The 13,953-nt window shown below is 45.2% G+C and carries 9 protein-coding genes; 2 read left to right on the forward strand and 7 right to left on the reverse strand.

Going from position 1 to position 13,953, the window contains the following annotated elements:
* Window positions 1-84: 84 nt before the first annotated feature.
* The 5 genes from J2X75_RS15380 to J2X75_RS15400 form a co-directional block, all read right to left on the reverse strand.
* Window positions 85-1,383 carry an NCS2 family permease gene (locus J2X75_RS15380; protein ID WP_310337610.1) on the reverse strand — a complete coding sequence of 433 codons (1,299 nt, stop codon included), beginning with the start codon at window positions 1,381-1,383 and terminating at the stop codon, window positions 85-87.
* Between the two features lie 472 nt (window positions 1,384-1,855).
* The gene (locus tag J2X75_RS15385) at window positions 1,856-2,614 is read right to left on the reverse strand and encodes a tRNA threonylcarbamoyladenosine dehydratase (RefSeq protein ID WP_310337612.1); all 759 of its coding nucleotides are present in this window, start codon (window positions 2,612-2,614) and stop codon (window positions 1,856-1,858) included.
* Window positions 2,615-2,632: 18 nt separating this feature from the next.
* Complete coding sequence (gene aspS / locus J2X75_RS15390) at window positions 2,633-4,411, reverse strand: aspartate--tRNA ligase (RefSeq protein WP_310337613.1); 1,779 nt, start codon at window positions 4,409-4,411, stop codon at window positions 2,633-2,635.
* Between the two features lie 213 nt (window positions 4,412-4,624).
* Window positions 4,625-5,878, reverse strand: coding sequence for a histidine--tRNA ligase (hisS, locus tag J2X75_RS15395; protein WP_017686789.1), 1,254 nt, complete (start codon window positions 5,876-5,878; stop codon window positions 4,625-4,627).
* A 947-nt stretch (window positions 5,879-6,825) separates the two neighbouring features.
* Window positions 6,826-8,817 carry a serine hydrolase domain-containing protein gene (locus J2X75_RS15400; protein ID WP_310337614.1) on the reverse strand — a complete coding sequence of 664 codons (1,992 nt, stop codon included), beginning with the start codon at window positions 8,815-8,817 and terminating at the stop codon, window positions 6,826-6,828.
* Between the two features lie 202 nt (window positions 8,818-9,019).
* Between J2X75_RS15400 and J2X75_RS15405 the strand changes: the two genes are divergently transcribed.
* Together J2X75_RS15405 and J2X75_RS15410 are read left to right on the forward strand one after the other, a co-directional pair.
* Window positions 9,020-9,607: a sensor domain-containing protein gene (locus J2X75_RS15405; RefSeq protein ID WP_310337615.1), complete on the forward strand. Its 588-nt coding sequence runs from the start codon at window positions 9,020-9,022 to the stop codon at window positions 9,605-9,607.
* A 110-nt stretch (window positions 9,608-9,717) separates the two neighbouring features.
* Window positions 9,718-11,517, forward strand: a complete 1,800-nt coding sequence (locus J2X75_RS15410; RefSeq protein WP_310337616.1) for a hybrid sensor histidine kinase/response regulator transcription factor — start codon at window positions 9,718-9,720, stop codon at window positions 11,515-11,517.
* Window positions 11,518-11,546: 29 nt separating this feature from the next.
* On the opposite strand, the gene J2X75_RS15415 is transcribed toward J2X75_RS15410, so the two are convergent.
* Both J2X75_RS15415 and J2X75_RS15420 read right to left on the reverse strand, forming a co-directional pair.
* Window positions 11,547-12,815: an SEC-C metal-binding domain-containing protein gene (locus J2X75_RS15415; RefSeq protein WP_310337617.1), complete on the reverse strand. Its 1,269-nt coding sequence runs from the start codon at window positions 12,813-12,815 to the stop codon at window positions 11,547-11,549.
* A 659-nt stretch (window positions 12,816-13,474) separates the two neighbouring features.
* Entirely contained in the window at window positions 13,475-13,921 is a 447-nt protein-coding gene (locus J2X75_RS15420; protein ID WP_091020461.1) for a hypothetical protein, read from the reverse strand.
* Window positions 13,922-13,953: the final 32 nt, after the last annotated feature.

Genomic DNA, 13,953 nt, shown 5'->3' on the forward strand with positions numbered 1-13,953 from the left:
TCCCGTTCCTCCCGTTCTCCATCTGCTCACCAGAGATCATACGTACAAATTTACATGATGTGCCTTTTGTTGTTTAACACAGCTTTACAAGATACCATGTAACACAAAATTGGCTAAAAAGAGGATGGAAATGCCATACATGACCACCGGTACCTGTTTACCTTGACCTGCTGCCAGCTTCGCTAATGGATAGGCAATAAATCCAAACGCCATACCGTCCACGATGCTATATGTAAATGGAATCATGACCATGATCAGAAATGCCGGGAAGGCCTCTGTGAAGTCACCAAAATCCATATCTCTCACACCTTGCACCATCAGGCCACCAATAATGATCAAAATGGGTGCAATCGCACTGTCCGGAATGTAACCGAGCAGCGGGATGAAGAAAAAAGTAGCCCCGAATAACACGGCTGTAACGAGTGGAGTCAAACCTGTGCGACCACCTGCGGCAATACCAGCTGTCGTCTCGGCGGCGGCAACTGGAGGACTGCTTCCGAATATGCCTGCCAGCACGGTACTAATCGATAGTGCCCGCAGACTTCCCTTGAATCGCTCCGGACGACCAATCATCTGTGTCTGAGCTGTAATTAAACCGATATTTTCGAACACCACAATTAGCAGTAGCAAAAATACCGCGATCCAGAATGCTACATCAGCCAGCTTCATCAAGGACAATTCACCAAACAAACCGCCATATTGACGCAGCGCATCCATCGCAGATACGGATTCACCCGGGTTCACTGCTCCAAGTACGTAGGCAAGGCCTGTGCCAACCAAAATGCTAATTAGAAGTCCACCTTGTACATTACGGATAAATAAAATCAAGGCCAGCACCAGCGTAACGCAGGCAGTAATGACATTCGGATCATTAAAGTGCCCTATCGCGACAAATGTGGTCTGATGCGCGATCACGATTCCACTTTTTTGCAAACCAATAAATGTGAGGAACAAACCAATCCCCACCGTAATGCCATGCTGCAGATTTTTCGGGATCGCTTCGCTGATCATTTTGTATAGTGACGTAAACGCAACAATGGCAAACAGTATACCTGTAACGGTTACAACGGCCAGCGCTTCTTGCCAGCTTAATTTCATGGAATGTACGAGTGTATACGTAAAAAATGCATTTATCCCCATTCCGGGTACCACGATAATCGGTGAATTTCCGCCAAATGCCATGAGCAAACAGCCTGCAATGGATGTCAGCAGGGTTCCAACCATAGCTGCCTGCAAGGGCATTCCGGCATCGGAAAGAATTGTAGCATTGACCATAACGATATAGACCACGGCAAAATAGGATATGGCTCCCGCCACAACTTCCTTCTTCCACTGGTCTCCTGGCTCCATGCCAAGACGTCTGGTCATCCATCCGTGTTTCATTTCGTTCTATTCCCCTCTCTCTATATAGGCTGAATAACTGAGTATTTACACTCCACCACTACGCGGACAGAACAACCTTTCGATCGCTGTTATCCCCAGATTTTTTGTTCAAATTTTTTAAATGTACGAATCCGGTGATAGCGTATGCTTCCGATGTAGCTTTCTTTCAGAAAGCTTTTAGGCGAACGCTCTGCTTCTTCAGGTTTCTTCTGTCCTCTTCGTTCTTGTGTAAATCTTATTCAGCTTATATGGCCGCCAATTCTTTATGTATGTATCATCATTTCGCGCAGCAGTGAATATCATACACGGTTTTGACTTTGAAGTACATGACGTAACTCTGACATTTATCTAGGGATACAGTTCGGCTATCATAGACGATTGACGTCCCATCCGCTCCGGTCTTGCGAAGTCTGATTACACAAAAAAGCGCAGATGCCTTATGAGCATCCACGCTTCTTCAGTTGGCAGCAAGTTACTGCTGCTTGTTCTCTGCAATCTCTAACAAATCCTTAATCGCAACACTGACCATAATCAGTCCAGCTACCGGAGGCACAAATGAGTTACTCGCAGGTGGCTGTTTAGCCTTACGAATTTCCGGAGCATTCTCGGGAACGATTTTTTGTGTTACGTCCTCACGCGGTTTCATCGGCTTTTCAGTCGAGAAGACCACTTTCACACCTTTTTTGATGTCGTCTTTGCGAAGTGTCGTACGTACAACACGGGCAATCGGGTCCATGGTCGTTTTCGAAATATCCGCAACCTGGAATTTCGTTGGATCCATTTTATTCGCCGCACCCATGCTGGAGATCATCGGAATTTTACGTTTCAGGCACTCTTTAATGAGATGGATTTTGTAGATAATCGTGTCGGATGCATCCAGCACATAATCCAGTTCATATTTGAACAATTCCTCATACGTCTCTTCCGTGTAAAACATATTCAGGGCAATCGCATCACATTCCGGATTGATCAGTTTCACACGTTCCACCATCAGGTCCGCTTTTTTCTGCCCTACTGTCGTGGTCAGCGCATGAATCTGGCGGTTAATGTTTGTGATGTCCACGACGTCTTTATCGATCAGGATGATGCGCCCAACGCCGCTACGGGCAAGAGCTTCTACAGCAATTCCACCTACGCCGCCAATACCGAGCACAGCGACTGTACTATTCTTCAATGCGTCCAGACCTTCAGGTCCGATCGCAAGTTCTGTTCTTGAAAATTGATGGAGCATTGAGAATCGATGCCTCCTTTATTTCTTTTCCGCTACCGGTTTACGGGCTACGCGGATATGAAGTTGTTCCAATTGCGAGTCATCCACTTCAGAAGGTGCATTCATGAGCAGATCCGTTGCACTTGCCGTTTTCGGGAAGGCAATCGTTTCACGCAAGTTCGTGCGACCCGCCAGCAACATCACAAGACGGTCCAGACCAAAGGCAATACCACCATGCGGTGGAGTTCCATATTCGAATGCTTCCAACAGATAGCCGAATTTCTCATTCGCTACTTCTGGTGAGAGTCCAAGGGCAGCAAACATTTTTTCCTGAACATCACGTTTGTAGATACGCATCGAACCGCCACCTACTTCATAACCATTGAGAACAAGGTCATAGGCTTGAGCGCGGATTGCACCCGGATCAGTGTCGAACAGATGTACATCTTCATCTTTTGGACGTGTGAACGGATGGTGTTCTGCCACATAACGTTTCGCATCTTCATCATATCCGAGGAGTGGGAAGTCCACAACCCAAGCAAATTTGAATCTGCTGTCATCGATCAATCCAAGTTGACGGCCGATTTTCAGACGCAATGCGCCCAGAACGTCAGCAACCACTTTTTTGGTGTCTGCGGAGAAGAGCAACAAGTCGCCATCTTCAGCACCAGTACGTTCTTTGACAGCTTCGATTTCTTCAGGCGTGAAGAACTTCACGATTGGCCCTTTGAACTCGCCGTCTTTCACTTGAATCCAAGCCAGACCTTTCGCACCGTAACGTGCAGCAAATGGTCCGAGATCATCGATCTCTTTACGGCTCCATGTGCCACAGCCTTTAGCGTTCAGCACTTTCACTTCTCCACCTTTTTCGATGACAGAAGCAAATACTTTCACTCCACTGTTTGCTACAATATCGTTCATTTCAACCAGTTCCATACCAAAGCGCAGATCTGGTTTGTCTGAACCATATTTACCCATTGCATCTGCATACGTAATCCGTTGGAAAGGCAGTTCCAGCTCAATACCTTTGGTTTCACGCAGTAATTTGGCCATCAGTTCTTCCATCATTGGCAGCAGGTCATCCTGTTGCAGGAAAGAAGTCTCGATGTCGACTTGAGTGAATTCTGGTTGACGGTCTGCACGCAGATCCTCATCCCGGAAACAACGAGCGATCTGATAGTAACGCTCAAGTCCGCCGACCATCAGCAATTGTTTGTAAATTTGCGGTGATTGCGGCAAGGCGAAGAATTCACCTTCATGCACACGACTCGGTACGAGATAATCACGCGCACCTTCCGGGGAGCTCTTCGTCAAAATTGGTGTTTCGACTTCAACGAACTCTTCTCCATCCAGGTAGTCACGGAAAACTTTGGATGCTTTGGAACGCAATTTCAGTGTTTCGAACATTTCCGGACGACGCAGGTCCAGGTAACGATATTTCAAACGAAGGGATTCATCAACTTCTACACCATCTTCAATGAAGAATGGAGGTGTTTTTGCTGCGTTGAGCACTTCGATTTCTGTGATTTGAACTTCAATTTCGCCTGTAGGCAGGTTTTTGTTAACTGTTTCTGCATCACGTTTAACAACTTTACCCGTTACAGCGATAACATACTCGCTACGTACGCGATCTGCGATTTGCAGAGCTTCACCGGAATACGCCGGGTTAAAGACAACTTGTACAATCCCGCTGCGGTCACGCAGATCGATAAAGAGTACGCCCCCCAGGTCACGGCGGGTTTGAACCCAACCGTTCAATGTTACTGTTTCACCGATGTGTGCGGGTGTTAATGCGCCGCAATGATGACTTCTTTTCATAACCAAACTCCTCATTATGTGAATTTCCGTTCTGTATGGGCAGTTAGTACCTGCTCTTCAACAGCCCGGTTACGTGTAGACCATGTATTCGAAAAGGCATGTTACCTCTGGCTCGCCAACTTCCAATTCGTTGGAATCGTCGGTGAAACTCAGTAATTTTGCCGGATCAATTGTGTTACTCGAAAGTTTTAATCTTAATGTCACACTTCGTGCTTATTTACCTTCGCGAATTGCCGCTACCAGATCATCAAGCTTCACGGTTTGTTGCTCACCCGTATCCATCGACTTGAGGGCGATCTCACCACGCTCTAGCTCGTCATCACCAAGGATGGCGGTATAGCGGGATTTGAAACGGTCAGCTGATTTCATCTGTGCTTTCATCTTGCGGCCCAGATAATCACGTTCACCAGACAGTCCAGACTGACGAAGTTTGAACAACAGACGGTTCACTTCACGATCAGCAGCCTCTCCCAGAGCAACAAAGTACACATCCAGTGGAGCGAGCGTAGTCACCTCAATATTTTGGTGCTCCAGAATCAGTTGAATACGTTCCAGACCAATACCGAAGCCGATGCCCGGCTGATCAGGTCCACCGATATCTCCGACCAGTCCATTGTATCGACCACCGCCACCAACGGTATCAATCGCTCCAATACCTTGGGCTTTTAATTCAAACGCAGTCAGGGTGTAATAATCCAAGCCCCGTACCAGACGATTGTTCACAGCATAATCCACTCCGAAATCATCCAGGTATGCCTGCAGCTTGGCAAAGTGATTCAAAGACTCTTCATCCAGGCTATCTAATATGGACGGTGCCCCTACGAATTTGTCCTGATCGACTTTGCAGTCGAGTACACGCAGCGGATTACGCTCCATGCGTGACTGGCAGTCCTTGCACAGGCTGTCTTTCATCGGTCTAAGGAATCCAAGTAACGTCTCGCGATATTCTGCACGGCTGGTCGAGTTACCAACAGAGTTGATCTCCACTTTGACATCCTTCAAACCGAGCTCTACACACAACTGGTAGCCCAGTGCGATTACTTCGGCATCAATCGCCGGGTCCAGTGCACCGATGGCTTCTACACCAAACTGGTGAAACTGACGCTGACGGCCTGCCTGCGGACGCTCATACCGGAACATCGGACCGATGTAATACAACTTGCTCACATCCGGTTCCCCGTAGATTTTATTCTCTACATACGCACGGACAACACCCGCTGTTCCCTCCGGACGAAGAGTCATGCTGCGATTGCCTTTGTCATCAAAGGTATACATTTCTTTTTCAACGATATCGGTAGTCTCTCCTACACCGCGTACAAATAAAGAAGTCTGTTCGAAGATCGGTGTACGAATCTCACGGTAATTAAACCGTCGACACAGATCTCTTGCTTTTTCTTCTACGTACTGCCATTTCTCGACAACTCCAGGCAGTAAGTCCTGCGTTCCAGTCGGTTTTTGAAAAGCCATCTTGATCCCTCCAGCATTGATTTTTTTCTCTACAGTTAATCCAAAAATGTTACACCTGGTCACTCCGACTGTAGTACCATCTTTCGATCGCTGTTATCCCCAGATTCTTTGATTTAGTTTTCCTATGTGAAAATCCGGGGATAAAGGCGAACGCTTCGCTTCTACAGATTGGTTCTACAATCTCCGTTATGGTATAAATGTTAAAATCAACTTATATAACAAAAAAACCCCTCGCCCTGTCGCTGTGTATACAGCAAACAAAGGGACGAGAGATTGTGTAATATACATTCACCCGTGGTACCACCCACATTCCGGAAACCTGACACTTTAGCCGTTCAGGTGATCTCTGGTGATTCAGGATTGCCTAGTGCACCCTGATCAAGCAGATATTCCGCTCTACGTGTAACGCACGTCCTGCGCAGGCCGGCTACTTGTCAACAGATCATGTCTGTTATGTTCGCCGTCTGTTCTCGGGGAAGTCATTCGTCCGCTCATCAAGAGAATCCTTACAGCCTGGGGATTCCTCTCTGGTCATGTGGGCACGGAGTACTTGGTCCCGTCATCAAATCAGTAATATAGTTCAAAAAACGACTTGTATTGACTATAGTCAACGTATTATTTTCTGATTGTAATGAACCGCAGTGCTAAAGTCAAGGGTTAACATGAAAAGATAGCACAAAAAATTTAATCACACTGACGAAAAAAGAATGGGCCAAAGCCCAACAACTGATAGATGCCAAACGGGCGGCCGCCTGCGCACGCGAAAATGGGCCAAAGTATTTCCTAAGATGAAAGATGCCAAGGAGCGTTAGGTGCTGAAAGTAGCCGTAGCCATAACAGGGGGCAGGGGGAAGGCTTCTCCCTGACGGCCACTCCGACACCGCTCCTTGGTGCATAAAAAGGTGAGAGCTGTTCCATCCAGTGCCTCACTTTTCATACGATTAAATTCAGGGTTTGATCGGTAAGGTGTAGTAATCAAAAGCTTTATCCAGCAGGGCGCTAGCTTCCTGGCGACTCAACGTTTGTGTGGACCGGAAATCAACAGTCTGATTCGAATTAATCTTCGTATCCGGGTCTACAATACCTTGAGAAACAAGCGCAGTGATAGCATCAACCGCCCATGAATCCGTTTTGCCGATCAGTTTAACATTCGTTCCAGGCGCTGCATGCTTCAGATTTTGAATCATAACTGCCGCCATTTGTCTTGTAATCAAGGACTTTGGTTGATAATGGGGGATTCCGGCTATCATCCGTTTCTTATTTTCACGGAATTCATCCGGAAACGTATGCATGCCATGGGCGCGCAGCAATACATCCGCAAATTCTCCCTGTGTCATCTTTCCTTTAGGATCAAAGCGATTACCTGATTTGGCTCCCATAATGTCTAAGCTGTTAAGATTATCAATATACGATTTATATACACTGCCATTGGGCACATCGGAGAATCCTGTTTTCATCTTTACTTTTTGGGCATGCGCAACGAAATCCATTCCTTGGGGATTCGTATAATAGAAATAGGTGATATCACCGGATTTATCTTTCTTGAATGCCATTTTATTACCGGATTCATCTTCAAATAGAAGCGGATGAATCATTCTCAGCGTATGTTTGCCGGTAGTCCCCGTTTCCATCAACAAATTCCCATCCGCATAAGAAATTTTAGTCCTTACTCCATATAAACGCGTGTTTCTGTATAGTCCAACGTAAGCTTGGGCGGTTTGTTTGCTTATTTTTGAATAGGTGGATGGCTGTGTTTTTACAGTCTTAGGAAAATAGTGATTCATAAATGCCTCATACACACCTAAACTCATCATTGAATCGTTATTATAAGACAAGTAAAAGGCAGTATTCTTCTCTGGCAAGATGGCAATTAACGAGGAATGCCCCGGAACATTTCCTCCCTTGAGTATTACATGCTGACCGTTCATGACATTGTTGAAATACCCTTCGAATCCAACGGTTGTGATAGGAATTGTAGGATCAGCGTAAAATTGATAGGTTTGCATCAAATCTACGCTTTGTTTGCTGACGATTTCCTTGCCTTCAAATTCTCCTTTGTTTAAGTGCATAATCAAGTACTTAGCCATGTCTTCACCTGTTGAAGTCATACTTCCCTCAGGCTTCACGGAAGGCGCAGTTCCCATTGTCGGCTGAAGCTCACCGCTCGGTCCATAGTGTGCAGCCATATTGGATAGTACCTCAGGAGTTAATCTAACACTGGTCTTGTCCATTCCTAATGGTTTGAATATATTTTTCTCCATATATTGAGAATAAGACATGCCGCTCACGTTCTCTACTGCATATCCCGCCAACATAAAACCAAAATTGTCATACGTATAAACTTCTCCCGGAGTTCTTACCACAGTTGGCATATTCTTATGGAGATACCCCTTCATTGAAATGTCCTTATTCAAATACTCCACCGAATAATCAGTGACGATATCCGGCAAGTCTACCCCGCTCGTATAGGTAAGCAGATCAAACATCGTCAGCGGTTTTCCGGTTTTGTTTGGTACCTTCATTCCACCGAGATATTCTTGGATGTCATGCTTAAGATCAATTTTTCCTTGATCGACAAGCTGCATAGCCGCCAATGCTGTAAAAGACTTGGTAACAGATCCAATTTGGAAAACAGTATCTTTATCAACGGGTATCTTCTTTTCTCTATCTGCATAACCGTACCCTTTACTTAAAAGCACTTTCCCGTCCTTAACGACTACAAAATTGGAGCCAACGGTATTGAATTCCTTCATCTTATCCGCAAATACAGCGTTAGCGAACGCCTCTACTTCCTTTGAATCTTTTGGCCCTTCCAAGCTGACTTTCTCTATTGATTTCTGATTTGATGCAGCTACATCATTAGTAGCTGTACATGCTGTTACGATACTTGCAGATAATAGTAGAACTGCAAGACTGGCATTGCGAATTGCTTTTTTCATGGTTCCTCTCCCTTTATCATATTTGCCTATGACCACTAGGCCTACCCGAGTATTGCAAATTTCCTGTCATACGAACAAGTTGCATTTCGTCACCATCTTCTCTGGGTTCTCTAATCATGTCACATGACATTTTCACACTGGATGAAGTGACACGAGAATCGGTATGATACGTCTATTACATTGAAGGGACGATGGAACATTCATGAATAAAACGATCCGTTGCTTTTTCCAAAATGGGTACTTCTTACTGCTCACTTTTGCTACAGGATTATTTTACTTTTGCTTTTACTTGGTTACTCTGACATTAGGCATAGGCCTTTCTTTTACAGTCGCAGGCATTCCCCTGCTCACACAAGTATTGCGAACCACGCTAACCTTCGTGCAATTCGAACGTATACAAACGAAGATTTATACCGATATCACCACCCAGCCTTACGAACGGAGTATAAGAACAGACCAACCTTTATGGGCGCAAGCTAAAGAGGAACTTATGGATACACGTAACTGGGTCGCGATCTGTTGGTTGATGTTGAAGTTATGGATTGGTCTTCTATGTCTCCTATGTGCTGCTTTGCTCTGCGTAATGCCTCTTTTGTTAGTGCTAACTCCGCTGTTCTTTCCTATCTTTGATACCCATCTTTTCGGGATGCAGATAGATACCTTCATGAAATCACTTTTTATTATGGCTATGGGAGTTGTTTTTGCTTTTATTAGTTCCGGGCTATTAAACGTTCTGGTTCGTCTAATTGGCGGCTATACGCGTCAAATGACAAAAAGGTTAAACCGATAGTTTCTGTGTTACAATTTACACTTGTCAAAACTTACTTGAGAAATTATCGTTTAATCGATTCATAATTGTAAGTAAAAAGATATAGAAGACTTTAGTAAGGAGAGAGTAACTTGTTTGAAACGGTAAAACAGTGGTTCTGGTATGACTGGATCATGTTCATATTTCGGCTTATTTTAAGTATTTCTCTCATGTTCACAACCGTACAGTTTCATGCTCAGATCTCCCTGCCGCTTTGGGCTTTGATTGTTTGGCAGATTTTCGCTTTTTCCGTTCCCTGGCTTTGTTTACAGCTCAGCTATAAATATTATCTGCTTACAGAAATTATTTTTTCGGGCGGACTATGCTTGTATTTAACATATTTTTTTCCGGAAGCTTATCTCGCGTTTCTGACCTATGCTTTTCTGATTGCGGTGAATAGCGCTCATAAATCCTATCGTTGGACAGGGCCCGTAACAATCCTGCTCTTGCCGATTTTGATTAATGTATTATCCAATCAGAGCAATTATTGGGTCATGATGATCCATATCGGACTCGCTTATGCCATTGGGTTTGCCTTTCATTTGCTGGTGGTCAATCATCGACAGAGTGAACTCATCCGGGAACAGAATACGGTTCTACAACAGTATTTTTCCCAAATTGAACGTATCACGCTAGCCGAAGAACGTGACCGGCTGTCCAAGGATCTCCACGATACTGTCGGACATTCCTATACTTCTATCATCATGGGGTTAGAAACATTGCGTCCTGAACTTTCTACAGAGGCAGGGAAACAGAATGTCAGTTCTTTGTTGAATCTAGCCCGCAGAAGTCTAAAAGAAATCAGAGGATACTTGCATCAGGTAGAGTCCCCGCAGGAGATCCAGCCGATGCTTCAATCATTGCAGCAATTAGTTGAAGATTTTCAAGCACAAGCAAAAGTAAACGTTCATTTCCGAACTTTTGGAGAGGAATACCCATTACCCAAAATGGCCAAGATGGCCTTCTATCGTTGTTTGCAGGAATCGTTAACTAACGCCGTACGGCATGGGGAGTCCACGGAAATCACCGCTACGCTAAAATTTGAGCAGCGTCAAGCTAGACTGGAAATACAGGACAATGGTAAAGGAATGGAAGAATGGCAGGATGGCTTTGGCTTGAACGCGATGAAAGAACGCGCCATGAATCTACAAGGGCAAGTGTCCGTTTATTCCGAGCCTGGGGAAGGAACGCTCGTGACTTGCACATTGCCAAGACAAGTGGAATTATCGGATGAGATTATTCGCTTACTGATCGTGGATGACCAAGCCTTCATTCGGGAAAGCCTACGGACCATTCTGGAGGGGCACAAGGATCTGAACGTGGTCGGATTGTCTGAGGATGGCTTACAAGCCATTGAAAGCTGTGAGCAGGATCAGCCCCAGGTGATACTCTTGGATTTGGACATGCCCAATATGGATGGAATTTCAGCTACCAAAATCATTAAACAAAAATGGCCGCACATTCGAATTCTAATTCTAACCACGTTTCAGGATACTGAACAGGCCCTAGAAGTTCTGCGAAGTGGAGCAGATGGCTACTTATTGAAATCTATTGAACCCCGTGAACTTGCTGAAACGATTCGTCTTGTCTATCGCGGGGGTACACTGATTGATCAAGAGATGTCGCATAAATTGTTTGAGAAGCTCGAAATGGACAACACTGGAACCGGAGTATTGAAACCAAAAAAAACGGAGTACTTCGGCCTGACTTCAAGGGAAATGGAAATATTACAGCTTGTTTGCAAAGGTCTACGCTATAAAACCATTGCCGCCAAATTATATTTATCTGATGGCACAGTGAGGAATTATGCCTCCACTGTCTATATGAAATTGGGCGTTCGTAACCGGGAAGAAGCTGTACAAAAGGCAATAGAAGCTGGATTCCTCGAATGAATTCCAACTTCTATTGCCTTCTTATATCTCTATTGTTTCAGCATCCACTTCAGCAGATCAGGCATGCTCGCCCATAGACGGGAGTGCATAATGACATATTCAATCGCTTCGTTGGAGTCGCCCATTCCAACAAAATCAGGGAGGTTATGCGGCAGCCGTTTCAAACCCAGCAGGTAATCCGGCACATGTTTGTTCATCCCCCGAGCCACACTGTACAGCTTGTTGAGCTGGGAGGTGATCCCATTCTTCTTATACTCCAGAATGATCTGGTCATAGGCAAAGGCAGTTGAGGCGCCACCTTTTCCATACTTAGTCATCAATTGTTCTGCCTGCTCCAATTGGTTGCTGTACAAATACACAGCAGCGAGCAGGTAACGTGCTCCGGTATTGTCTTCCGTATTAAGTTCCAGCATATGCTCCAGGGTTTGTGCCGCTTCTTGGGTATTTCCACCAAACCAGCAAGATTCCGCGTAGCTTTTGCATATCCGGATATATGGGCGAGTCTCTTGAAGCCCCCAGAAGTCCCCTTTGTTCTTCTCAAAAAACTGCTCACCCAGTTCGCGTTCACCAGCAGCGATTCCAGCCTTGAGGTACGCCCGTGCATCTGACTCATTGTCCGATTCCTCAGCCAGAATAAGATATGCATCCGAGCTGTCGGGATACACCTCCAGCACCGTTTTCGCCAGTTGTACTCTGCGTTTGGCAGAACTGGCTTCCCTCGCCTTATGTAGCAGAGCCTCCGCTTTGTCCTTCGGTGTGCCTGGACCGTTCAGCACCATTAACTCGTCCGTTTCGCCGCCCATTCCGTATTCTTCAATGTAACTGAACATCTCATTGACCTTTCGGGAGATCGTACCTGTCGTTACCTCATATTTACTAGCCATTTCAGCTTTTGAGACATTGAAGCCATACTCCTCGGACAGCAAATACTCAATTGCAGCACAGAAGGAGCCTGTCTTCTTCACAGTGGGGCGGGTCTGGCGTGAATAACCGTTCCATAACATCAGAGCTTCCAAAATGAGCTCTCCCTCGTATTGGTTCCGCATGTTCTCAATCAGCTCCAGGGCCAGCTGTTCGTGAGCCTGATGTTCCCATTTCAGTTCTTGCGTTACCATCCTATTCAGTTTGGTCAGAGTCAGCTTGCTCTCAGGCTGAACTGTAGCTTCTTGGACAGGCTGCTCCGTTGATATCAGGCGCAGTATAGATTCTGCGGGTGAGGACTCCTTATTCAGACAACATTTCTTATATTTTTTCCCACTTCCGCATGGGCATAACTCATTTCTTCCAACCTTACTCAAAACTAATTCCCCCTTAAATCTGTCACTAGCCAGTTGTATGAGAACACAGTTGCATTAACATTTAGGTGCCATTTCTCGTACCAGGCATTCTATATAACTTACAGTTTCCAGCGAGCAAGCAGAACGGCTACCCCGCCCTTGTATAAGGACGGGGGCGTTTCTGCGAGTATTAGAAGGAATAAAGACTGACCTGAAACTCCTTTTATACTGTTCTTGTGGAATGAGACGGATTTCTCTGGCGTTGTGTTCCTCATACACACTGTCGTGATTTGCATTCGCCTGAGCCCAAACGTTAAATGCTTGATGTACCATCCAATGAAGCTTAACTATGAAACAACTGGCTTTAATATATTCGAATCCATTCCTCTATTCTAGCATATTTATATAAAGGGGTAAGCTTTACACAAAACATATACATTTTCATCCCAAAAAAATAGCCTGCACACGGTGTGCAGGCTCAAAAGATATATAAAAAAAGGGGGTCATGTGTGTTATTATAAGCCCACTATGTTAAAGGCTTATGTAACTAATATTACAGTAATATTACAATAATGATAGCGCTTTATATTCTAATTTTTTAATATATTTATGATTAAAAGCCCTTGCACATCACTCGACTCTGTAGTCAAGCAGTGCAAGGGCAAAGAGGTATCTACACGTTAATTCAAATCTTCCACATAGGCATGGTTGGAACGAAGCTTATGAACAATTTCGTCATAATCCTCATCCCTTACTTTGGCAGACAGAACATAGTGTAGATCATCATAATCGGCCGAAGACACATCCGCCGCTTGCAGCAGGTCTCCATCCTCATTCACTCTGTCACGAGTATCCCGTTCTGCATCACGGTCCACATTGGCTACCACAGGGATCACATTTTCGCTGGCTGGAACACCAGGGGCTGCACCTACACCCATTGCTCCGTTGGTACCTACGCCACCTGCTGTATTATATGGCACCAGTGGTACCATAACACGCGTGTCTCTACCTATCGCACTATCGAGTTGACCTACTTCCAAATGCTCTGTACGGAACGTCTGAAGTGAAGTTCTTGCTCCCTCCGCCTCGTCTTCGGTTCGAAAATACGCCTGAATATGTTTTGTCATGTCAAACCCTCCTTTTTCGGAATGAAATGCAA

Origin of the sequence: Paenibacillus sp. 2003, from assembly GCF_031455635.1 — a bacterium.
Classification (GTDB): domain Bacteria; phylum Bacillota; class Bacilli; order Paenibacillales; family Paenibacillaceae; genus Paenibacillus; species Paenibacillus amylolyticus_B.